19 protein-coding genes are annotated in these 24,409 nt (G+C 38.1%); 8 read left to right on the top strand and 11 right to left on the bottom strand.

Annotated features, from left to right (window positions below):
* Window positions 1–2 precede the first annotated feature (2 nt).
* Window positions 3–1,181 (bottom strand): ATP-binding protein, encoded by a 1,179-nt coding sequence (locus EV194_RS07680; protein ID WP_243699360.1) that lies wholly within the window; start codon window positions 1,179–1,181, stop codon window positions 3–5.
* 362 nt (window positions 1,182–1,543) lie between these two features.
* Here EV194_RS07680 and EV194_RS07685 point away from each other — a divergent pair, with 362 nt between their 5' ends.
* Window positions 1,544–2,818, top strand: a complete 1,275-nt coding sequence (locus EV194_RS07685) for a GAF domain-containing sensor histidine kinase (RefSeq protein WP_132433455.1) — start codon at window positions 1,544–1,546, stop codon at window positions 2,816–2,818.
* Window positions 2,819–2,874: 56 nt separating this feature from the next.
* On the opposite strand, the gene cysN is transcribed toward EV194_RS07685, so the two are convergent.
* From cysN to EV194_RS07730, 9 genes are all read right to left on the bottom strand, one after another.
* Window positions 2,875–4,152, bottom strand: a complete 1,278-nt coding sequence (gene cysN / locus EV194_RS07690; protein WP_243699361.1) for a sulfate adenylyltransferase subunit CysN — start codon at window positions 4,150–4,152, stop codon at window positions 2,875–2,877.
* Window positions 4,153–4,210: 58 nt separating this feature from the next.
* A complete protein-coding gene (gene cysD / locus EV194_RS07695) occupies window positions 4,211–5,116 on the bottom strand; it encodes a sulfate adenylyltransferase subunit CysD (protein WP_132433456.1) in 906 nt (301 codons plus the stop codon).
* Window positions 5,117–5,384: 268 nt separating this feature from the next.
* Entirely contained in the window at window positions 5,385–6,230 is an 846-nt protein-coding gene (locus EV194_RS07700) for an enoyl-ACP reductase FabI (protein ID WP_079557342.1), read from the bottom strand.
* 146 nt (window positions 6,231–6,376) lie between these two features.
* On the bottom strand, window positions 6,377–8,032 hold the full coding sequence (recN, locus tag EV194_RS07705; protein WP_132433457.1) for a DNA repair protein RecN: 1,656 nt from the start codon (window positions 8,030–8,032) through the stop codon (window positions 6,377–6,379).
* An 83-nt stretch (window positions 8,033–8,115) separates the two neighbouring features.
* Entirely contained in the window at window positions 8,116–9,051 is a 936-nt protein-coding gene (gene porD / locus EV194_RS07710) for a type IX secretion system protein PorD (protein WP_243699362.1), read from the bottom strand.
* A gap of 18 nt (window positions 9,052–9,069) precedes the next feature.
* Window positions 9,070–10,278 (bottom strand): bifunctional phosphopantothenoylcysteine decarboxylase/phosphopantothenate--cysteine ligase CoaBC, encoded by a 1,209-nt coding sequence (gene coaBC / locus EV194_RS07715; protein WP_132433458.1) that lies wholly within the window; start codon window positions 10,276–10,278, stop codon window positions 9,070–9,072.
* A 268-nt stretch (window positions 10,279–10,546) separates the two neighbouring features.
* Entirely contained in the window at window positions 10,547–10,891 is a 345-nt protein-coding gene (locus EV194_RS07720) for a DNA-directed RNA polymerase subunit omega (protein ID WP_132433459.1), read from the bottom strand.
* Between the two features lie 29 nt (window positions 10,892–10,920).
* Entirely contained in the window at window positions 10,921–11,718 is a 798-nt protein-coding gene (locus tag EV194_RS07725; RefSeq protein ID WP_132433460.1) for an outer membrane protein assembly factor BamD, read from the bottom strand.
* A 360-nt stretch (window positions 11,719–12,078) separates the two neighbouring features.
* Window positions 12,079–14,541, bottom strand: coding sequence for a TonB-dependent receptor (locus tag EV194_RS07730; protein WP_165921827.1), 2,463 nt, complete (start codon window positions 14,539–14,541; stop codon window positions 12,079–12,081).
* A 409-nt stretch (window positions 14,542–14,950) separates the two neighbouring features.
* Between EV194_RS07730 and EV194_RS07735 the strand changes: the two genes are divergently transcribed.
* The 7 genes from EV194_RS07735 to EV194_RS07765 all read left to right on the top strand — a co-directional run bounded on the left by EV194_RS07735 (window position 14,951) and on the right by EV194_RS07765 (window position 23,513).
* A complete protein-coding gene (locus EV194_RS07735; protein ID WP_132433462.1) occupies window positions 14,951–16,192 on the top strand; it encodes an aminotransferase class I/II-fold pyridoxal phosphate-dependent enzyme in 1,242 nt (413 codons plus the stop codon).
* 254 nt (window positions 16,193–16,446) lie between these two features.
* Window positions 16,447–17,616, top strand: a complete 1,170-nt coding sequence (locus EV194_RS07740) for a hybrid sensor histidine kinase/response regulator (protein ID WP_132433463.1) — start codon at window positions 16,447–16,449, stop codon at window positions 17,614–17,616.
* A 41-nt stretch (window positions 17,617–17,657) separates the two neighbouring features.
* Entirely contained in the window at window positions 17,658–18,041 is a 384-nt protein-coding gene (locus EV194_RS07745; RefSeq protein ID WP_132433464.1) for a response regulator, read from the top strand.
* A 467-nt stretch (window positions 18,042–18,508) separates the two neighbouring features.
* Window positions 18,509–20,164 carry a M56 family metallopeptidase gene (locus EV194_RS07750; protein WP_165921828.1) on the top strand — a complete coding sequence of 552 codons (1,656 nt, stop codon included), beginning with the start codon at window positions 18,509–18,511 and terminating at the stop codon, window positions 20,162–20,164.
* Window positions 20,165–20,172: 8 nt separating this feature from the next.
* Window positions 20,173–20,571 (top strand): BlaI/MecI/CopY family transcriptional regulator, encoded by a 399-nt coding sequence (locus EV194_RS07755; RefSeq protein WP_132433466.1) that lies wholly within the window; start codon window positions 20,173–20,175, stop codon window positions 20,569–20,571.
* 17 nt (window positions 20,572–20,588) lie between these two features.
* Window positions 20,589–22,109 (top strand): M56 family metallopeptidase, encoded by a 1,521-nt coding sequence (locus EV194_RS07760; protein ID WP_132433467.1) that lies wholly within the window; start codon window positions 20,589–20,591, stop codon window positions 22,107–22,109.
* A gap of 132 nt (window positions 22,110–22,241) precedes the next feature.
* The gene (locus EV194_RS07765; RefSeq protein ID WP_132433468.1) at window positions 22,242–23,513 is read left to right on the top strand and encodes a tetratricopeptide repeat protein; all 1,272 of its coding nucleotides are present in this window, start codon (window positions 22,242–22,244) and stop codon (window positions 23,511–23,513) included.
* Here EV194_RS07765 and EV194_RS07770 read toward each other — a convergent pair whose 3' ends face one another.
* Complete coding sequence (locus tag EV194_RS07770) at window positions 23,514–24,395, bottom strand: transglutaminase-like domain-containing protein (RefSeq protein ID WP_132433469.1); 882 nt, start codon at window positions 24,393–24,395, stop codon at window positions 23,514–23,516.
* Window positions 24,396–24,409 lie beyond the last annotated feature (14 nt).

Genomic DNA, 24,409 nt, shown 5'->3' on the forward strand with positions numbered 1-24,409 from the left:
AACTACTCCAAAAAACCAAACAGCCATAATGGAACATCCTTTCCATGACCTACTTCAAGCATATTGCAGGCATGCCACACATCCTCGTTCTTTCCCTTTCCTGTTTTTGGTCTGTTTCCTACATTAAACAGATGAGTCTCATCTATAATAAAATCGGTAGTTCGACTATATCCAACCTGATGATTATAGCCTATCTGATTGCTAAAGAACGTTTTGTTTAAAACCTCATTTTCAACATCTCCTCTTGCCACCGAATACAAAAGATTTGGGTTCTGCAAGTATATCTCCGAGGGTTTCTTCAAAGGTTCTGATTGGCCTTCATATAATAGGTTTATTAAACGGGCTTGATTCAGATACTTTAAATAATTTATAATGGTTGCGCGACTTGTTTCCACTTCCTGACTCAATCGACTCACATTTGGTTGAAAAGGAGCTGAACAGGCAATAATATACAATAATTTCCTTAGTTTGGGAAGATATTTAAGTTCAATTTGTTGCAAATAGCTAATGTCGATTTCAAGTACCAAATTGATGTTTTTCAATAAATTCTCAAGGTAGTTGCTTTTCTCAAGGAAGAATGGATAATACCCATGATGCAGATAATCGTTGTAATAAGCCAAAGGTTTTATGGAATCAACAATATCTGTTGCAATGCGAGTATGATCAGTTAAAATTTCGTCTAGCTTAAATGCAGGAAATTTATTATCGCTTTTATGGTTAATGTATTCACGAAAAGAGAAGCCCTCCAAAGAGTATATATCAGCTTTTACAAGCAAGTCGTGCCCTTTTTCGGGTAGCATCAGTGGTGAGCCACTAAAGATAATTTGCAAATCAGGGAAACTGTCATAACAGGTAACCAATTCTGAAGCCCATTCGGGATATTTAAAAACCTGATCTAAAACCAGGGTTTTTCCACCTGTCTTCTGAAATTCATCCGCAAAAGATATGATGGTGCGATCAGAGAAATAAAGATTATTCAAGTTTACGTATAGACATGATTTATCGTTGCCATATACAGTCGAAACAAAATCCAGCAAAAAACTGGTTTTTCCTACCCCACGAGCACCAACAATTCCGATTAACCGGCTATTCCAGTTAACCTGATCCATTAATCCTCTACGAATAGGTACACTTAAATGATCCAGCAGGTACTTATGCGTTTTAAAAAAAGCCTGCATCATAACAAAAAATGTTTCTTTTTATGATGCAAAGTTAAGTTTTGTTTTCATGAAATTGCAATTTCTACATTGCAATTTACCCTTTATAGTGTTATTTATATTTAGTAAAAATAAAGACAAAGCATTAGAACAATTCAGATGATTGAACCTATTGAAAGAATAAATCTTAATGTAAATTATGACACTTATCACACACAAAATGTGAAACATCAGAGAACAAATCTACGTAATATTATAAATGCTGTTTCTTGCATATCTATTACTGCCTTGATTAATGTAGAACATATATACCAATAAAAATCTCAGACAGACACAACCCTTTACCAAAAAAGAAAAGATGTCAAATTCGCACTAATTTCAATTAAATGGCAACAAGGTATTCCAAAGTAAAGGTTCGTGGTGAGAATGACCTAAAACAGGTGGAAATTGGAACTCTCAAGCCCAAAATAGTAAAAGTGATTACTAATAAATGGCAAGCACTTATTGATACAGCGGCAAACATTTGCAACGTACCCTCCGGTCTCATTACCCAGCTAAAGGAAGAACATCTTGAAGTCTTTTTGAACAGCAGTAATGAGGACAATCCAATTAAAGCTACCGATACATTTGAACTGGGGTTCGGGCACTATTGCGAGAAGGTAATTGGTTCACAAAAGGAACTGGTAATTCATAATGCAACCCAAGATCCTGTATGGAGAAATGAAGACCCGGAAGTAAAGGTTGAGATGATTTCATATTTAGGAGTTCCGCTTAACTGGCCTGATGGAGAAGTTTTTGGAACAGTATGCCTTCTTGACAACAAAGAAAACTCGTTTAATAGTAATTTCATTTCGCTGGTTAGGCAACTAAAAGAACACATAGAAACAGATTTAAAGTTACTTATTGCAAACTACGAACTAAAAGCAAAGAATAAAAACATTGAAAATCTAAACCAGATCAACAACAAATTCATAAGCATTATATCTCACGATGTGCGAGGCAGCATCAGCTCAATTGAACAACTTCTTAATATAATGCTTTGCAATTTTGCGGCATATAACGAAGTTAGAATGAAACAATTTCTAAAATCCATCAGCAGAACCAGTAGTTCTGTTCTGCTTACTTTGGAGAATTTGTTAAGTTGGAAAAAAATAGATCTGCTTGAACTAAAGACCAATAAAACACACTTCAATATAGTAAAAACCATTAAGGATCTGCTGGTATATTTTAATCTATCAATTGCTTTAAAACAATTAAAAGTAACAGAATCTTATGAAAGCAAGGAAATTTTGGTATATGCCGATCAAGAAATGATATGTACATCATTACGCAACATCTTAAGTAATGCGATTAAGTTTACGAAATCCGAAAAAGACATATACATCAGAGTTTACAATAATAACAATTTAATTGTTGTTGAAATTGAGGACACTGGAATTGGCATGAGCCAAAATCAGATTGAACATCTATTTAAATATAAAATCAATCATCAAAAAACAGGGACAGAAGGGGAAAAGAGCACAGGTATTGGTTTGCTTCTTGTTAAAGAATTCTTAATCAAGAACGAAGTACAACTGTCAGTTGAAAGCATAATAAACGCAGGAACTAAATTCAAACTTAATTTTACAGCAAATAAACCGATGAATAAAAAAGGCCTATAATCTCCTATTTAGGAGTGTTATAGACCTTAAAATCATCGACAAGCTAAAAACTTCATCTATACGATCATTCCGGCAGCCACTGTTTCGTTGGTACCTTCATCAATCAGAATAATGCTGCCGGTGTTTCTGTTTACGTTATAAGAGTCAAAAAACAGAGGTTTCGTTGTTCGAATTGAAACCCTTGCTATATCATTCATTCCCACTTCAACGTTATCATACACCTTTTCAAGTTCATTGATATCTACCCGATACTGCGCCTCTTTAATCATACAGCGCACCTCTGTAGAGGTATGTTTTAGCGCATATTTCCCTCCCGGGATCAATTTCTTTTCGTTGAACCAGCAAAGCATCACATCAATATTTTGATCAATTCGGGGCTGTTGTCCGTTGGTTTCTTTAATGATCATATCTCCCCGACTGATATCAATGTCATCCTCCAGTGTGATGCAAACCGACTGTGGAGCGAATGCTTTGTCCTGGGTTTCGGTGAAAAGGTCTATGCTTTTTACAACCGAACTAAACCCGGAGGGCAAAACAGTTACTTTGTCTCCAACATTTACTACACCACTTGCAACCCTGCCAGCATAGCCACGATAATCCGGCCAATCTTTTGATTGAGGCCTCACTACATATTGAACAGGGAAACGAAAATCAGAACGATTAATATCGCTGCCAATATGAATGTTTTCAAGCAAATACATCAGGGTTGGACCCTGATACCAGTCCATTTTGGTGCTTCTGTCCACAACGTTATCTCCTTCGAGAGCACTGATGGGAACGAAACGCACGTCCTTAACAGACAATTTTGAAGCAATGGCTTCAAAATCGCTTACAATATTTTCAAAAACAGTTTGGTCATAATCAACCAAATCCATTTTATTAACACAAACAATGATGTGGGGAATCTGCAATAAAGAAGCAATGTATGCATGCCTACGAGTTTGCTCAAGCACTCCATGTCTGGCATCAACAAGAATTAATGCGACATTGGCAGTACTGGCTCCTGTAACCATGTTACGGGTATATTGAATATGCCCGGGAGTATCAGCGATGATAAATTTGCGTTTTGGGGTAGCAAAGTACCGGTAAGCCACGTCGATGGTTATACCTTGCTCACGCTCGGCACGCAAACCATCGGTAAGTAGCGCTAAATTAACCTGTTCACCACCGGCTCTAACGCTTGCACGTTCAATGGCTTCCATCTGATCTTCAAAAATGGCCTTTGAATCGTATAGTAAACGTCCGATCAGGGTACTTTTACCATCATCCACACTGCCTGCGGTGGTAAACCGCAACAGTTCCATGTCCAGATATCCGGAATTTTTTCCACTCATAACAACATTAATATTATAGAGGTGTTTGGAGTCACCAACTTATGATACAAAATAAGAATTAAAAATACCCTTCCTTCTTACGGTCTTCCATGGCGGCTTCTGATCGTTTATCGTCTGCCCGTCCACCTCGCTCCGTAACCCGTGAAGCTGCAACCTCCTGAATGATATCTTCAAGAGAGTTCGCAGTAGAAAGAGTAAGTCCTGTACAACTTATATCACCAATGGTACGACAACGCACCTTCATGATTTGCGGTTTCTCATTTTCACGAAGTTTCATAAAAGGAGCCGTTGCTAGTAATGTTCCGTCCCTTTCAAAAACTTCACGCTCATGAGTATAATACAAGGATGGAAGTTCAATATTTTCCATATAGATGTATTGCCATACATCCATCTCAGTCCAGTTGCTGATTGGAAAAACCCGGAAATGCTCGCCCATATTTTTACGTCCGTTGAATAAGTTCCAAAGTTCGGGGCGCTGATTTTTAGGATCCCACTGTCCAAATTCATCACGATGGCTAAAGAAACGCTCCTTTGCTCTTGCCTTTTCCTCATCGCGTCGTCCGCCTCCCATCGCAGCATCAAACTTATGCTCTTCCAGAGCATCCAATAAAGTAACAGTTTGCAACTTGTTACGGCTTGCATTATATCCTGATTCTTCTTTAACCCTCCCTTTATCGATGGAATCCTGCACCAATTTAACAATACAAACAGAACCGGTTTCTTGCATTAGCTTGTCACGATAATCAAGCGCTTCAGGGAAGTTGTGCCCAGTATCAATATGCATCAAAGGGAAAGGCACTTTTGCAGGCCAAAAAGCTTTACGCGCAAGATGAAACATCACAATTGAATCTTTCCCTCCCGAGAATAGCATCACAGGATTTTCGAACTGAGCTGCGACTTCGCGAATTACAAATATCGACTCAGCCTCTAACTCCTTAAGGTGATTGATCTGATAATTATCCATGTTTAATAATTATAAATATTTCGGGTTTAAATAACAGACTAAAAATATCTGATTTATACCAGTTATAAATAAGAATGACAAAATTAATGTTTTAAAAGGAGATTCAGAAATTTACAGCTTGCAGGATACATATAAAAAGCCTCCTTGAAAAGGAGGCTTTTACACTGTGTATCAAAAGACTAGTCAATTTATCATATTTTTTTATTCCCATCCGAGCGATATGAAATCGCAAATTCAGGTAAATAAAATGATAAACTTAATCAGTTTTCTAATATAAATCCTGAACATCATCAGAGTCGAAGCTCTTGTTGTATTGCTTCATTGCTCTTAAACTCATACCTATGCTGGAGAATCCACCATCGTGGAAAAGGTTCTGCATGGTAACTTTACGAGTCAGATCTGAAAACATAGCAACACAATACTTGGCACAATCTTCTGCATCGGCATTACCAAGCGGAGACATACGATCAGAAAAGTCTATCAAGCCATCAATACCTTTTACTCCGCTACCGGCTGTGGTAACGGTTGGCGATTGGCTGATGGTATTAACCCTTACTTTCCTTTCGCGTCCGTAAATGTACCCAAAACTACGGGCAATGGACTCCAACAAAGCTTTTGCATCGGCCATATCATTGTAGCCGTAAAGCGTACGTTGTGCAGCTACATAAGAGAGAGCAACGATGGAACCATACTCATTCATAGCATCCATTTTGAATGCCGTTTGAATCAGCTTATGAAAAGAAATGGCTGAAATATCAAGGGTTTTAGCCAGATAATTGTAATCCAAATCGTGATAAACACGTTTCTTTCTTACATTTAAAGACATCCCAATGGAGTGCAGTACAAAATCTATTTTACCGCCCAAAACCTCGGTGGATGTTTTTACGACGTTCTGCAGATCCTCCAGATTGGTGGCATCAGCCGGAATTACTTCTGATCCGGTTTTTTGTGCCAATTCTGTAACACTGCCCATTCTGCATGCTACGTGTGTATTAGAGAGCGTAAAAGTGGCTCCTTCGGCATGTGCCAGCTCTGCTACTTTCCAGGCAATTGACATGTCGTTAAGGGCACCAAATATGATCCCTCTTTTCCCTTTTAATAGATTATATCCCATTTTCGTTTTGATTTTTGAGGCTACAAATATAAGGTATAATTGCACAGAAATAAAGTCATAACTTTTTTTTGACTTTATTAAGACAATTTAAGACGGTGAAAGCCAACGCATCCACCTGTCTACCTGCACATTAACACAACGACCAATCAGTTTTTCAATAAATCTTTGGCATTGTGAATGGCTGCATCAGAGAGTTTGGCACCACTCAACATTCCGGCAATTTCACGGATGCGTTCTTCATCGGAAAGTAGTCTGATGTGAGAAACGGTGCGGTCGCTCTCTTCAGATTTAAAGACTTTAAAATGGTGCTGACCTTTACCCGCAATCTGCGGCAAGTGCGTAATGCTGATTACCTGAATGCTATTCCCCATCTGCTGCATAATACGCCCCATTTTGTCGGCAATTTCTCCAGATACTCCGGTGTCAATCTCATCAAATATGATGGTAGGTAATCTTTTTGCAGAAGATAAAAGCGATTTTATACACAACATCAGTCTTGACAATTCACCTCCTGATGCAACTTTAGGAATATCAGCCAACTCCCCACTTTTGTTTGCACTGAACAAAAATTTGATCTCATCGACTCCGTTTCGTGTAAACACTTCCAAGAGTTCATGTTCGACACTGAAACGTGCATGCGGCATCCCAAGTTCGTGCAGTTGATCAGTTATAGTGCTTTCTATTTTTTCAAAAACATCTTTTCGGGACTGGGACAATCGAGATGCCATCTTCTCGACGATCTCTTTCTCTTTTTCGATGGTATCATCCAGTTTCTTTAGTTTTTCATCAAACGAATCCAACGAGAGCAGTTTGCTTTCAAGATCACCCTTCAATTCCAGAAGCTCACCAATACTGTTCTTCTGATGTTTCTGTTGCAATTCATAAATCAGATTTAGCCGATCCTGCAATCGCTGTAAACGAACCGGGTCAAATTCCAATTCCGATGCTTTAACAGAAACCTCTCCGGCAATATCCTTTAATTCTATATAAACCGACTCAAGCCGAGACAAAAGTTCATCTCCACCAGATAAAAAATCACTGATTTTTTTAATCTCATTTACAACCTGGTGCATTCCATCCACCAAAGGAAACTCATGCTCGTTTAGTAAAACTCCCGCATTGGCCAATGCCAGCTTTATCTCTTCAACATGTGAAAGCTGTTCCACTTCCTGCTCTACCAACTCTTGCTCATCGACTTGCAATTCAGCACTTTGAAGTTGATTAAACTGGAAATCCCAATAGTCGCGATCGGCCTTTTGTTGATTATTCATTTGCATCAACGCCTCCCTATCTCTCTCCAACTCACGAAGCACATGGTATTTTTGCTGATATTCTTGCAGAATATTCTTATTATTTGCCACTATATCCACCACGTTAAGCTGAAACAGACCATCGCCAAGAAGCAGATTTTGGTGTTGAGAATGAATATCAATCAACTTTTGAGTCAAATCCTTTAAAAATGGCAATGTTACAGGGGTATCATTGATAAAAGCTCGTGATTTTCCGGAAGGTAAAATTTCACGCCGGATGACAGTTTCAACATCATAATCCACATCGGCCTCTTCAAACATCTGCTCAAGTTGATAACCATTCAGATAAAAATGCGCTTCTACGACGCATTTTTGCGTTTTATCACGAATTGCAGATGTATCACTTCTCTGTCCCAAAATCAGAGATAGGGCACCAAGCATTATTGATTTACCTGCTCCTGTTTCACCAGTAATGGCCGTAAAACCTTCGTGTAAAACAAGTTCAGCGGAATCTATTAATGCGTAATTAGATATGGAAAGTTGCCTTAGCATAGTTTATATCTTTGTTAAAACAAAGATATAAAGAAAGTCTTGAATTTCATTTTCGAAATCAAAAAGATAAGGAATCACACAAATTACATGCGCCCCCGCTCAGAAAGAATTTGTTGATACTTATCTGAATTGGTTGGATCTACTTCTGAAAGAAGATTTACAACCCTTCCACGTTCCATAGAAGGAGAGTTTGAAAAGATATTAACCAACTCTTCAGATTTAGCATCAAAGAAAAAACCAAGCGCAAAACTATTAGGACGCTGACGGTGCACTCGTTGCAGCAATTCCAAAGAGGATGCAATATTTGACCGTCCTTCATCAACTCGATCGGCCATCATATCCAGCCCTCGTCTGTGGTACTGATAGAAGGCGTTACGCAGAGGAGTATGGTGTTCGTTTAGTAAGTTCTCCACCAACCAATAACGGTTGCGTTGACTTTCGAAGGATCTCCAACCACTTTCCCTTGCATTCTGCATCATATTAACAATTTGCTCGGCGCGTTGAAAATATGGTGTCCCACCACGTTGAGAAAACGAGTCGTAATCAAAACCAAGAACGATGTAAGCATAATAAGCAAGAATGGCTACTAAATTGGATTCAATATTCGATGGATTATATACAAGGGTTTCGTACTCTATGTATCTGAAATGCAAATTCTGATCGAGATAGTTTAAAAGCGGCGTATTGTAGGATGAGTTATAAACCGGTCTTCGAGCCTGTATTTGTATGGTGCCTCGAAATTCATCACTTCCTATAACTTCACGAATATTAATAAGAATGGTGCAATCGATTCGTTCCTCGGGATTAAATTTGTGCTCGGTCCATTGCTGTCCGTTCAAAAACTCCATAATGGATGTTTGCAGCGTCTCAAACACAGCACGATTGGTTCCCTGAACTCCGGGAGCCACAACCTGAACTCTGGCTCGTAACTCTTGAGCAGCCAATGGATAACTGATTATGAACATCAGTAAAACCATCAGTGCTGCACGGAACAAATATTTAAAATTATGCTTTACCATTTTTCGGGACAAAATATCTTATACCATCATCGACTCTAAATAATTTACAATATCAACGGCCACCTCTCTTTTACTCTTTAACGGAAAATCCATATGTTTATTTTCTTTACTGATGATGGTTATTTGATTTGTATCAGTCATAAAACCGGCTCCTTCCTTAGCTAAAGAGTTGAGAACGATAAAATCCAAATGCTTCTTTTTCAATTTTTCACAGGCATTTGCAATTTCATTGTCAGTCTCCAATGCAAAACCAGCAAGAATCTGGCCAGATTTTTTAATCTCTCCCATTTTTTTTGCAATATCAGGATTGGGTTTCAATGAAATATTGAAATGATCAGAGGAACGCTTAATTTTATTATCCGAGACAATTGCCGGTGTATAGTCACTCACAGCAGCGGCCATAATGGCCGCATCTGTGTTTGGAAAAAGCTCCACAGATTTATCATGCATCTGCTGTGCCGTAACAACATCGTGACGATAAACCCCGGGATGCTCTATTTTAATTTGAACAGGACCACTAACCAGATCTACATGCGCACCTCGCTTTGCCAATTCCTCGGCAATGGCAAATCCCATTTTTCCGGATGAGTAGTTTCCAATGAACCGAACTGGATCAATGGCTTCATAGGTAGGACCTGCCGTTATCATGATGCGCTTTCCCGTAAGTGTTTTTTTAACCAGCACACCTTTAAAATGATTAATCAACCGATCCAGTATAACTTCCGGTTCTTCCATGCGTCCTTTACCTGACAAACCGCTAGCGAGATCTCCGGTTCCTGGTTCAATGATTGTACAGCCCCACTCTTCCAGAGTTTGCATATTCCTTATGGTTGAAGGATGCTGAAACATATCAAGATCCATCGCCGGGGCCAAAAAAACCGGACAACGTGCGGACATATAGGTGGTGACTAAAAGATTATCACAAACACCTCCTACCATTTTTGCCATGGTATTTGCAGTGGCCGGAGCAATAATCATGGCATCGGCCCATAAACCTAAATCCACATGACTGTGCCATGTTCCATCTTTATTTTCAAAGAAGTCGCCTAAAACCGGTCGACCGGACAGTGCTGACAATGTAACTGGGGTAATGAATTCCTTCCCAGCGGAACTCATTATAACTTGAACCTCAGCTCCCGCTTTAACAAATAAACGAGTAAGCAATGCAGCTTTGTAAGCTGCGATGCTTCCAGTAATTCCTAATATGATTTTCTTACCCGATAACATAAGATATAGCTACAGTAAACTATAGATTTCCAAATCTTTATCCAGATAGTATAGAATGTAGACCTATAGATTAGATATAACAAAAACAATATAGCAACTAAAAACCTCATAGATGAAAACTTGCATTCTTAGAAAACAAATAAGCCGAAATTAAGAATCCATGGTTAACAACAACAAATATAACCAACTATATATGAACAAAAAAGATAAAAGAAACAATAAGTTTCTTTTATCTTTCAAAATTCTTTATAAAATGAGCTATTAATCCCTATTCAATATCTGCATCCTGAACATCTTCTCTTGCAGGATTCCGAAAATAGACATTTTCATCAGCAAATTCTGTAGTAGCTAAGGCAGATGGTTTTGGTAAACGCTCATAAAATCTGGATATTTCAATCTGTTCGCGGTTCTCAAAAACCTCTTCCAAATTATCGGTGTAAGAAGCAAACTCTTGAAGTTTGCGGTTAAGCTCTTCTTTCATTTCCACACCAATTTGATTTGCTCTTTTAGCAATAATCACAACCGACTCGTAAATATTACCGGTTGGTTCAGCCAATTTGGCCGTATCCCATGTGACGGTATTTGCCGGAGCTTTTGATTTTTTGTAGTCCATAGCTATGTAAATAAAATCACTTTAAATTTCTAATTCAATAACGAAGATGTTTCTTCAAAAATTCGGTGTGCCCTACGTATGTATTGACTGTTGGGAAATTCATTTATAAAGGTGTAATACTCATCAATGGTTTCCCTTAATCTTTCCTGCATTCGTTCTTCAATACTATTCACCGCCTGAATGTACTTTGCGTCCAAAATCAGGAAAGAAAGCTCTTCCCTATGTTGGGTGTCGGGAAACTCATCCAGTGTGTTTCTTGCTGCTATAACAGCCGACTGGTAGTTATTTCCCATGTAAGTACCCAGATTATAATATAATTTTGCGTTAAGATAGGCTTTATATACTAACTTATCCCTCAACTCATCCATCAGTTGAGTAGCCTCTACAACTCGCTCACTATTAGGATATAGATTAATAAATAATTGAAATCCTTCCAACGCCTGATAAGTATCTGTTTGATCAAGACGGGGATTTGGGGAGAGTTTATAATGACAATATGCAGCCATAAACTGTGCATCCTCAGCCCGGTCACTGGTTGGATAATTTTGTACAAACATACGGAAATGATGAGCTGCCATCAAATAATTACGCATCCTGAAGAGGCAGTCGGCATATATGTAATGCGAAATTTCGGAACGTTCCGTTCCTCTGAAAATTGAAATCAAACCTCCAAACAGAGTGGATGCCCGCATGTAATCCCCAGCTTCGTAGTATTCCATTGCCCGGGTATATTGCAGATCATAATCATTACTTTTTAGTAGTTTTTGATATTCACTACACGATGATGTAAACAAGGCAATTAATACAACAATAATCAGGTTTCTCATAAAAGACTATACTTTTCCTTAATTGAACAAATATGAAGGTTTCACATCTGTTGTCCATACAAAATATCGTGCAAAGATAATCAATAAGTTTCAAATCTCTAATTCTGATATAGATATTTTTATGGATGATGCTAAACCCTGAAAAATCTTCATTGTACATTGCAAAAAGCAGGCCATAAAAGAGAGAAACGGCAAGGAATATTATTCCTTGCCGTATGCTGTTTTAACTCAAAGACTTTGTTTCTTTATATTGGCTTGATCGTTTTTTTATCTGCTTAATCTTAAGGTATATACAAAACAGATTGTCGAACACATCATATTTCCAGCATCTTACTACTAAAAATCTAACATCTATTGGTCTTAAAAAGTATAATTAATTCCTGCTGTTATTAATCTTGGCATTCCTGCCCTTATTCCTTGTGGGCGACGAGTGGCAATATATCTTTGGTTGGTAATATTTTTCACCCCGGCATTAATTGCAAGGCCACTGCCGGAGAAATTATACCAAACATTCAGATTTGTAATGAAAAAACTATCCAGCTTTCCAATTCGACCATTTGTTACTGCTTGTACATATTGATAGTCTGAATCGGCTTCATGAATATCAATCCAGTCGTATACATTGTCAGTATTCAACACATCGGTGTACTGACTGCCTGTATAATTTCCGGTCACGCTTAAACCTAAACCTGCCGGAAGTTCAATCTGAAATCCCCCATTGATGGCCAAATCAGGTGCATACGGAGTTCTATTGCCCTTTACATTCACATAAACATCATCCAACCCTGCAACCAATGACCTTTTTTGCAGTATGTATCTGTCTGACGAAAATTCTGAAACGACATAAGTAGCCGAAAGAGAGAGGCTACCTTTCCAATTTGCAGGCAGCATGCCGGCAATGTCCATTAGAGCAGAAGCTTCAATTCCGTAATGTAATGTTTTCCCTCCATTAACATATCCGGTTCCGGCTCCTCCGGAGGATTCGGATACCGGAATCACCTGGTTGGAGAAATTCATGTGAAAAAAGGCCGTCTCAAAACTCAGGTTTCCGGTTGCAAGCCTTAGCCCTATTTCGCTGTTCCAGCTTTTCTCTGCATCCAGTTGCAAATCTTCTCCTTCATTACTAATTGCATCTTTGGTACGCGGAGGAGCAAATCCTCTGTGCAAACCAGCAAAAAAACCAATCTCATCAGTCAGATTATAATTGATTCCCGCACCTGGAATCAATGCAAATACATCTGTGGTATTTGTAATAAGCGTGTCAGTGGATCCCATCCTCAAAATTTCACGTTCATAACGAACATTCTCGTTTCTAAGACCAGCCATTATTGAGAGCCTGTTGCTCAACATGATATTATTCTGCACATAAGCACTAACGGCATGGCCGGTTCTCACCTCATCATTAATGAGGTCACCGGAAAGAACTCCGGGTTTTATTCCATTGACCCTCTGCTCAAAAGCACGTTCATACAGATACCTCACTCCGGCATCAGTTTTAACGATAAAGCCACCCAAATCATATCTGTACTGGAGACGTGGCTCAATACCGGCCACTTCAAACTGACGGTTCCTTTGCCCGGTTGAGTTTCTTAAATAGATGGATCCCTGGTAGCCATCGGGCTCTCCGTGAACAACACCTGATAAATTGCTGGCTGTAGAACTATAGGTGAAATCCTGACGATTCCAGTTACGCGTTGTGGTATAGCCAAACGCGGTGGTATTAAGCTGCAACCCTGGACTTAGCAGATATTTGTGATTAATACTGACTGAATACCTTCTGACATTTAGTTCGTCATCCGGTGCGATTCTCAAATCATCATACCCACCCCGATCATACATTGGCTGCGTTAACCCCACATAGGTTGCATTGCTGTTTTCATCATAAACGCCAAGTTTAAAAACCATTTGTGATACCGGAGAAAACCGGGTTTGAATCTTAGTATTAAAATCATGAAACAAAAACCGGGTTGGCCCAAAATTATCTGCTTGTTTTCGCGAATAATTCATAATGACTCCAGTATTATTCCAAGTTCCACCATACTCCAAATAGGAGTTGAAGAAGCCAAAATCACCACCACGTATTGAAAGTCTGCCTTCAGGATTTTCAGGTGCATCTGGCGTTAAATAATTAATTACCCCTCCAATGGTTTGAGGGCCAAACAAAATAGAACCATTTCCCTTTAGAACCTCGACGCCACTCATCCGGTCAATATTTGGGGAAAAATACATCTCAGGTTCGCCGTAAGGAGCCAGCGCAACAGGTACGCCATCCTCTAGCATCAATACGTTGCGGCTTTTATCAGGATCTAACCCCCTGATACCAATATTTGCCCTAAGTCCGGCTCCCTCCTCTTCCACCACGTGAACGCCGGCAATATTCCTTAACACCTCGTTAGCACTTACGGGGCGCGTATTTTCCAGTTGTGCTTTATTTATAAAGCTAACAGAGCCAGGAAGAAATCTGAGAACCCCTACACGACTTCCGGATACAAGGACCTGCTCAAGTAACAGCGTATCTGGTTCGATATTTATATCCAAGTTACCTTCCTTTTCATCTTGTGAGAGATCAATAAACGTAGTTTTATATCCAAGTCCCTGAACCCCAAGCACCAATTGATCAAAATCGCCATAAGGCAAGGTAAATTGACCCGTCTCATCCGTAATTGTTCCGGTATTGGTACCTTTAATGTAAACAGCGATGTAAGGGACTCCGGCTCCATCACTTAGAACCCGACCTCCCAATATGTTGTGAGCATCTGATGCTTCTACTTTTGTCTGTAATTGTATAAAAACAAACAGAAATGATAGATATATAGATTTCATAACTAAATAAGTTTGGTTTAAACGTATTGCCAATTGAGTACTTTTTTGCTTTTTCTTTAATAAAAAATCGCCTTTCATAAAAGACAATAAACTCCTTTGAAATTCTACTGCAAACATACTACCGTGACTCTTGTCTCACAATCCCAACTTTTAGGGGTTTTGCATGAAAAATATGTTAAAATAAAAGAACAACCATTGTCAAGCCAAAACTGAATTGTCTCCTTCGCTCACACATAACCCCCAGGGGGGGGGGGGGATACCAAGTGCACAACACTAACCCGTCATTTTAAGGTTGACTTGACATTAGCAAGCAGTTATTAAGCACTCAACGTAAAATTTAACCTGCAAAAATGGTGGAAAGCGATAAAAAGATTACATTTGCCATGGAAATAATTAAAAACTTATTAACGTGGATATATTTAATAAGATAAGCGCTAACATGGGACCGCTGGGTCAATACGGAAAAGAGGCTCACGGTTATTTCATGTTCCCCAAATTGGAAGGGGAAATTAATCCGAAAATGAAATTTAGGGGAAAAGAAGTCCTCACCTGGAGCTTGAACAACTACCTGGGGCTGGCCAACCATCCGGAAGTCCGTAAAGCAGATGCCGAAGCAGCAAAAGAGTACGGCATGGCATATCCTATGGGTGCCAGAATGATGTCAGGCCATACCAGCAAGCATGAAGAGCTTGAAAGCGCGCTTGCTGAATTTGTAAAAAAAGAGGATGCTTACCTTCTTAACTTTGGTTACCAGGGTATGGTTTCCATTATTGATACTTTATGTAACAGAAACGACGTTATCGTTTACGATTCCGAGTCGCATGCATGTATTCTTGATGGATTACGGCTGCATATGGGAAAACGCTACGTGTTTCCCCATAACAACATTGAGAACCTGAGAAAACAACTTGAACGCGCAACTGCACTGGCAGATAAGCAAGGCGGCGGTGTTCTCGTGATTACTGAAGGAGTTTTTGGGATGGCAGGTGACTTAGGAAAACTTGATGACATAGTTAAACTAAAGAAAGATTTCAATTTCCGCATATTGGTTGATGATGCACACGGTTTTGGAACCATGGGTAAAACCGGAGCCGGTGTAGCAGAGCACTTTGATGTTGAAAGTGAAATTGACCTGATATTTGGAACTTTTGCCAAATCCATGGCCGGAATTGGAGGTTTTGTTGCCGGACGTGAAGATGTAATCAGCTATTTAAGATACAACATGCGTTCACAGATCTTTGCAAAATCGCTGCCCATGCCAATGGTAATGGGCGCTTTAAAAAGACTGGAACTGTTAAAAACCAAACCGGAATTAAGAGAAAATCTTTGGAAGGTCGTAAACGCTTTACAATCCGGATTGCGTGAAAAAGGTTTCAACCTCGGCAAAACAGAAAGCCCTGTAACGCCTGTATTTCTTGACGGAACCGTACCTGAGGCAACCACATTAACAATGGATTTGAGAGAAAATTACAACATATTTTGCTCCATCGTGGTGTACCCGGTTATTCCCAAAGGACAAATCATGCTAAGAATTATCCCTACAGCAGTGCACACTTTAGAAGACGTGGATTACACCATTAAAGCTTTTGCTGAAGTGGCCGAAAAATTAAAAGCAGGACATTATAAGGCAGATAAAATTGCAAGTATTTAATATTAAGTGATAACGCATAATCGAAAAAGCTGTCGGAAACGACAGCTTTTTTTGTATCTATATTTAATTTAAAATCCTTATACAACAAAAAAACATTCATTGGTCAATAAAAATCAAACAGTTAACAAAATTTCATCAACAAAACATTTCATAGTATCGTATTTATATCTATATTAAATGTCTATATCTCTACCACTTATTAAGAGCAACTGATAAATTCAGGTTGTTACTTAAAAAACATAACCCCAAAACCAATGAACAAAGCCAAGAGTAAAATACTAATTGTGGACGACAGCAAGGTAAATCTCACCCTTCTGAATAAATCCTTAAGTCTGGAAGGCTATCCGTTCGATCAGGCTATGAATGGATTTGAAGCAATAGACTTGCTGTGGAATAATCATTACGATCTGGTTTTACTTGATATTCACATGCCGGGGATGGACGGTTTTGAAGTATGCAGGAAAATAAGAAACAATCCTGACTTTATAAACCTGCCGGTAATTTTTCTCACCGCTCAAAGTGATCGCGAAAGTATTCTCGAAGGTTTCAGAGTAGGTGCACAGGATTATATCATCAAACCCTTTGACCACCAGGAACTAATCATGAGGGTTGAAACTCATCTGACTTTAAAACATAGTTTGGAGCAACTTAAAACATTAAATGCATCTTTAGAAACCGAGGTAAAAGCAAGAACAGAAGAGTTACTGAAAGCCAAGGAAAAAGCTGAAGAGAGCGACCAATTAAAAACCGCTTTCCTTCAGAACCTATCACATGAGATCAGAACGCCCATGAATGGAATTCTCGGATTTACACAGTTATTAAAAAGAAAACCGGACGACCCAAGCAGCTATGCATATTATGTTGAAATGATTGAATTATCGGGGATACGCATGATGAACACCATCAATGCTTTGGTCGATATCTCAAAAATTGAAACCGGTCAAATATTTTTGAATCGAACAGACTTTAGCATCAATAATCTATTGATGGAAATTATGCAACTACATGAAAACTTTGCAGAAAAGAGAAAACTCTCAATTGAAATTAAAAATCATTTACCGCCATCATTTAGAACCATTCATTCAGATTACGACAAACTTAGTAAAATACTATCAAATCTGGTTGATAACGCCATAAAATTTAGTTACTCAGGTTCTATAATTATCGAATGCACCAAAGATACTGACTTAGTTAATTTTTATATTAAAGATTCAGGAATAGGTATTCCAAAAGAAATGCATGAAGCAATATTTGAGAGATTTATTCAAGCTAATACAGAGCTTTCGAGAGGACACGAAGGTATAGGGCTTGGACTTCCAATCTCAAAAGCGTATATTGAAGTACTCGGCGGAACAATATCATTAGAGAGTGAACCTGGTAGAGGTTCAGTTTTTCATTTCACAATTCCCGCTAATAATGATTAATGCAATAAAGGAGAGATGCATAATCTTTGAATGAGAGTTATATGGAGACATCAGAACAGTTAAGCCGGCTAAAAGTCCTTATTGTTGAGGATGACTTTATTAACATGGAATTTCTCATTGAAATTCTCGGGCCATATGTTGCTGAATTATTTCGTGCTACCAATGGCCAAGAAGCCATTGACATGACATTAAACCAAAGCTTAGCCATTGATTTAATTTTAATGGATATTAAAATGCCTTTCATGGATGGATTTGAAGCAACCAGACTCATACGAGAACATGGCATTTTAATACCTGTGATAGCACAAACGGCCTATGCTAGCGACTTCGACAAAAAGAAAATTAATCAGGCCGGTTTTGATGGTTATCTTGCAAAACCTATTGATGAGTCATTGCTGTTTCAAACCATACTAAAAGTATTGTAGAAAATAAATTCTATTTTGCTTATTCCCATAAACCCCAATTTTATTTTGCATTTCGATGCATTACATCGAAATTTGCATCATATCTCATTAATCTTCAGACATAGCTTCTGCCAATTTGGCGATATTCAGTGTATATTATTTGTAGACAAAGGAACTTAATGATACTATCATGCTGGTTCAAACCTTTGTACAAAACATTTTCCATAAATCTATCTCCCTCAAAACAATTCAATTAAGATTATTTAACTAACTTCTTAGTCGTTTTTTGTCAAAAAGCATTGACTGACTAATTATTTAGTCGTACGTTTGTATTGACGGATTGAAAATCTAATTAAAGGAACCTTACAACTACTCATAAAATGGAATCTATAATCGGATACATTCTGAAATCTTCGCTTTGGTTAAGCTGTTTCGCATCTATATACTTCCTATTTCTGCGAAACGAAAGATATTTTTTTCTAAACCGTTTGTACCTGATTTCAGGAATACTAGCAGCATTCATATTTCCATTCATAAACTTTAGCTATAAGGTACTTTTAACTTCCTTACCAGTTCCTAATTCATTACCTCCTATCAATTCTGAATCATCACAAATAACAGAGGCAGTAATTATTGATCAAGCATTTCATTTTAATTGGACTGCCTATCTAGCAATAATATTCACAACAGGTTTTGCCATATTTCTTTTTCGAATACTAAAACAAAGCTATTCTCTATATAAAATTATTAAACGTTCAGAAGTTGTTGTCAAGCAAGAAATAAAAATAGTTGAATCCGAAGAATTCAAAACTCATTTTTCATTTTTTACTTATGTGTTTGTCAATCCTTTAGTCTCAGGCACGTCAACAACGGAAATATTGAAACATGAAAAAGAACATATCCGCCAAATGCACTGGATTGATCTTATACTTTCGGAACTCATTATTCTTTTTCAATGGTTTAATCCAACAGCTTGGATTTATGGGCGTTTTATAAGGCAAAACCATGAATATCTGGCCGACACAAAAGCTATACAACATTCTGAAAACCCGGCTCTTTATAAAGCCACTCTCATTAACTACCTATTTGGTGGTGAAGTAATCCGACTTGCTAACTCATTTAACTATTCCCTAAACAAAAAAAGATTTGCCATGATGACTAATAAAAAAACTTCAACATTAAGAAAATCAAAAATTCTTTTGATTGTGCCCGTTGTAATGTTCGTTTTTTATGCATTTGCTCAACCTGAGCATGTTTTCGCCGATAGCGAAAGCATTGTAGTAAACGAAAATACAGATCAATCGACTAATACTATTTCAGGCATTGTTTACAGAGAAGATGGAACTCCATTGCATGGTGCAAGCGTCATCATCAGGGGCACTTCGAACGGAACTGTTTCAAATAAAGATGGAGTCTTTAATCTTTCAGATGTACCTACAGAAAGCCAAATAGTTTTCTCCTTTGTTGGCCTTAAGTCTGTAATAACTAGACCTGAATTTACGGAAACGATGAAAGTTGTACTAATTAATATAAACGAGCCACTTGAAAACATAGTAGTTGTAGGATATGGTCATAAAAGTGAACTGGATACTGCAATAAAAACTACAGTACACCATAAAAATGATAATGAACCATTATATATTTTAGACGGACAAGTAATCAGCAAATCAGAATTCAATAAACTAAACCATGATAACATTGAACACATAAGTGTATACAAAATCGATGAAGCCATAAAAATATATGGAGAAAAAGGTCAATATGGCGTGATTGAAATCACAACAAAAAAAACAGTTACAACTGATCTGGAAAACGAGGATAACAGTAAAGAAATTTTTATAGTCGTTGAACAAATGCCTGAATTTCTGGGAGGTAAAGACGCCTTAATGCGTTTTATAGCTACCTCCATTAGATATCCGATAAGCGCACAAGAGAAAAACATGCAAGGTCAAGTTTTGGTGCAATTTATTGTTCAGAAAACTGGACAAATTACCAATGCTACCATTTTAAAGGGTGTTGATCCTTCTTTAGATAGTGAAGCTTTAAGAGTTGTACAGTCCATGCCCGAGTGGAATCCAGGAAAACAAAGAAACATCCCAGTTGATGTGGCATATACTTTATCAATCGACTTCATTTTGCAATAAAACGAACTATGCAACTAACGAAAGCAGAAGAACAAATAATGCAGATTTTATGGAAACTGGAAGAAGGGCCGGTGCGAGATGTCAGGGAACAATTTCCTGACCCAAAACCTGCCCGCAATACTGTATCAACCATAATACGAATACTAGAAAAAAAAGGGTTTGTTGACCACAAAACCTATGGCAATGTGCACGTATATTTCCCTCTAATTAAAAAGGAAGATTATTCAAAAAATCAACTTTTTGGATTAATGAATGACTATTTCAACAATTCATTTCCTGCCATGGCCTCCTTTTTTGCTAAAGAAAAAGATTTGTCGATTAGAGAACTGGAGGAGCTTATGGAACAAACAAAGCTGGAGTTAAAGCAATTTAAACCTGGCTCGAATAACAACAAGAATAAAGATTAACCCTTTAAAGTATAATTATGAATGCTCTAATCCTCTATCTTTTAAAATCGTCGCTGTGGCTTTCAGCCTTTGCCTTGGTCTATTATCTTTTTTTACGCAACCAACGACTATTCTTTGCAAACCGAATATTCCTGATTGTAGGAATACTGGCATCGATCATATTACCCTTATTTACTTTTTCCTATCCAACTCTGTTAGTTGACTCGTTAACACATACCGAACAGGTGATTGTTGGGGAATTAGTTGCAGGAGAAGTCATCACTGATGATATCACCAGACGCATAAATTGGGTGTTCATTTTACCGATACTGTTTGCCATAGGTCTGCTTGCCTTAGCCTCCAGACTCCTCTACCAAACCAGCATTCTATTCAAAGAAATTGTTAATTCACCACGAACTTACGTCAATGACTTTACAGTTATAGAATCAAACCGATACCCTGCCCCGTTTTCATTCTTCTCTTATGTTTTTATTAATCCCTCTGTTAATAAAAGCGATATGAGAGAAATTGTGAGACACGAGGCGGAGCACATTAAGCAATATCATTGTATTGACCTGATGCTCTCCGAAATTGTCCGTTTATTGCTTTGGTTTAATCCGGTTGCTTGGTTATATGGTCATTTCGTTCGCCAAAACCATGAATATCTGGCAGATAATCACGCAATACAAAACTGCAGTAATCCGGCAATTTACAGAGCTGTTCTCATTAACCAGATGGTAGGTGGAGAAGCCATTCGTCTGGGCAATATGTTCTGTTACTCACTCAACAAAAAACGATTTACCATGATGACAAAACAAACAACAACAGCATTACAGAAGTTAAAATTCTTATGGATTTTACCAGCCATTGCCTTTACAGTTTATGCGTGTACAAAACTGGATGAGAACTATGGCTCCATCGAAAAAGGGGAACACTCACCCTCCACAATCCCCCCACATGAAGAGGGAGTCATTTACTTCATTGACGGCGTCATTACAGACGTGCATGAGGAAGTTTTAAATAAAGTACTGACTCCTGACATGATAGCTTCAATTCAGATTTATAAAGATGAGTTTGCTCTTGAGAAATTCGGAAATCTTGGGAAAAATGGAGTCATTGAGATAAACACCCGAACTCAGGATTTTGGTAAAACGCTGGCTGATTTTTATCGAAATATGACTGAAGATCAAAGAGCAAACCTTCCAAGAGAAACAATTCGCAGCAGTGATGGAGAGGCCGTTTTCGTGATGGTAGAAAACATGCCCGAATTTCCAGGAGGTATAGAAGCTCTTCAAGACTACCTCAGAAGCAGTATAAGGTATCCTACACTGGCAGCTGCAGACGGAATTCAAGGGCGCGTATATGTTCAATTCGTCATTACGAAAGAAGGTGAAATAGACAAGGTTAAGATACTACGTGGAGTTCATCCTTTACTTGATAATGAAGCATACAGGGTAGTCAGCCAAATGCCCAACTGGCAACCCGGAACACAAAGAAACATCCCAGTGGCCGTAAGTTACACCGTTCCCATAAACTTTGTTCTAAACAACGAAGTGTAACAGTTAAATCCCTAACCCACAAAGCAGAAGTTGCCTGACAAGTGCAAGTATACTCTTTAAATAAGAGATGAACTTAAAACAGATCAGGCAACTTCTCCTATTACTTTGAATGCTAACCCAAAAACAAGCTATATGCATAGATTTATCTTAATACTAATAGTCCTGATAGTGACAAACCATATCTCAGCTTCAAATCAGGAAGCAATTGCAAAACTCGTTGCTGAGCACAAATATGATGAAGCACTGGAGCAAATCAGACTCGCAGAATCATTAGAAACAGGATTACTCCATCTTAAAATTACGGCACTCAGAAATACAAACAGATTTGAAGAGGCCATAAAGTTTCAGGAGCTGTTATATAAACAGGACACCACAAATGTCTATTCCATTTTGGAATTAGCCAACGGATATATGTCGATGTACAACTACAATAATGCCATTTCATATTACCGAAAAGCACGTGAAATAGAACCGAAAAACTTTTATATCAGTCAGAGACTTGGAGACGCATTGTTTAATAACAGCCAGTTTTCAGAAGCGAAACAATACTATATAAAATGCCGAAACAATCATTCAACACAGCATTTGAATAAACAATTGGGAAGAATTTATGAAAATATAAACCAGCCTGATTCTGCCATCTATTACTATGAGATATCTTTAGACCAAAATCCTCGGGATTATTCAGTAGTACTAAGGTTGTCAAATCTATACCGAAGAAATGAGCAATTTAAAGAGGCTTTGGCCACGTCAGACAGATATTTAAAGACTAACGACAACAATCTCCGTGTATTGAGATTAAATGGTCAACTACAATTCATTACCGGAAATTACAAAAAAGCACTTCAGAGATATGAAAGATGCTTAACTCTTGGGGATTCCGGCCTGCATGTGTTGCAATACACAGGTATGTCATATTACAAGACGGATGACTATGACAAAGCCATACCTTTTCTGGAGAAAGCTTTCATCGAAGCCGAGAAAAACAGCAACATTTGTCTGGTGCTTGCATTAGCATACATCTACACCGGAAGAACTGAATCAGCCATTAATCAATTTCACAAACTAATCGAAATAGTAACACCCTCTCCCACTCTTTTGGCAACAGCCTACCAACATATAGGGGAAAGCTATACAGATATCAACCAACACGAAATGGCACTGGATATATACAAACAGGCCATGATTTCGGTGCCGGGCGACTATCGGTTTCATTACTTCCTGGCTGACTTGTATGACAATTGGTTTAAAAATACTGAAAAGGCGCTCGCTTATTATGAGAAGATCTTACAGGCTGACACCAATTATGAAGAATTGCCTCCCGGCATGAATCATTTATTGATTAAATATATTGAAAATCGCGTGAACCAAATAAAAAAAGAGGCCTTTTGGAGTGCTAACTGATTAACCGGAAATATCTCCAAAAAGTGATAGCAATTCCTGCATTTCGTTTGCTTTTTCCTTATGACCTGCCGTTTCATATGCATAGTAAATATTGTTCAGCATACGCTGAACAATATCTTTATTGCTACATGGCAAAAAGTAATTTACTTTTGGTTCCAGCTTTTGTTGTTTTACAAAAAACTCAATTTCCTTCCGTCCCAAAACAGCACCTTTGTTAATGGGATTTATGTAAAAAAGAACTGACATTTCGGTATCCTGAGCCACATTATTCAAGTCAGCTGCATCGTCAAGATAAGCCAAAATAAAATTCTTGGGCAAATTAACTCCGTAAACAGGAATCCCTAATCGCAAAGCGATTACTGAATATATGACTGACAATGAAATGGGATTGCCTTTTCTTGTATCAAGCACGTCGCAAATAAAAGAGTTTTGCGGAGCCATAAAATTGCTATTGTTCCGTGTGTAACCGTGCACATCAAAAAGAATGTGATTGATGATGCGAACTTTTTCAAGTGCTGTGAGGTGATCATTTAATTCCAACCAGACGTCCTTGCGTAGCTGGTTAATTTTATCGTTAATTGACTCATAAGTTAATTCAGGATATTGATATTTTGAAACCAGAAAAGCACCGTACAACAAATCATCTTCTGAATTTGCCAACCAATTGCGAAATCCACTTTTTACATTTTTAAATTGGATGTTATGAATCAGATTTTCAAGGCGTTTTTGGTGAGTAGAGTCAAAGGTCATCTCCCAGGCTTTTTCAAGATCGGGAATAATATCAACCTCCTCTTTTAAAAGCTCTCCTTCTACCGTGCTAAATATCTCCTCATTTGGATCATCAAGCAGAGTAATAAGTGCCTGAATTTTATTCTTATCCATAATTTTAAAACATC

Source organism: Natronoflexus pectinivorans (assembly GCF_004345615.1).
Taxonomy (GTDB): domain Bacteria; phylum Bacteroidota; class Bacteroidia; order Bacteroidales; family Marinilabiliaceae; genus Natronoflexus; species Natronoflexus pectinivorans.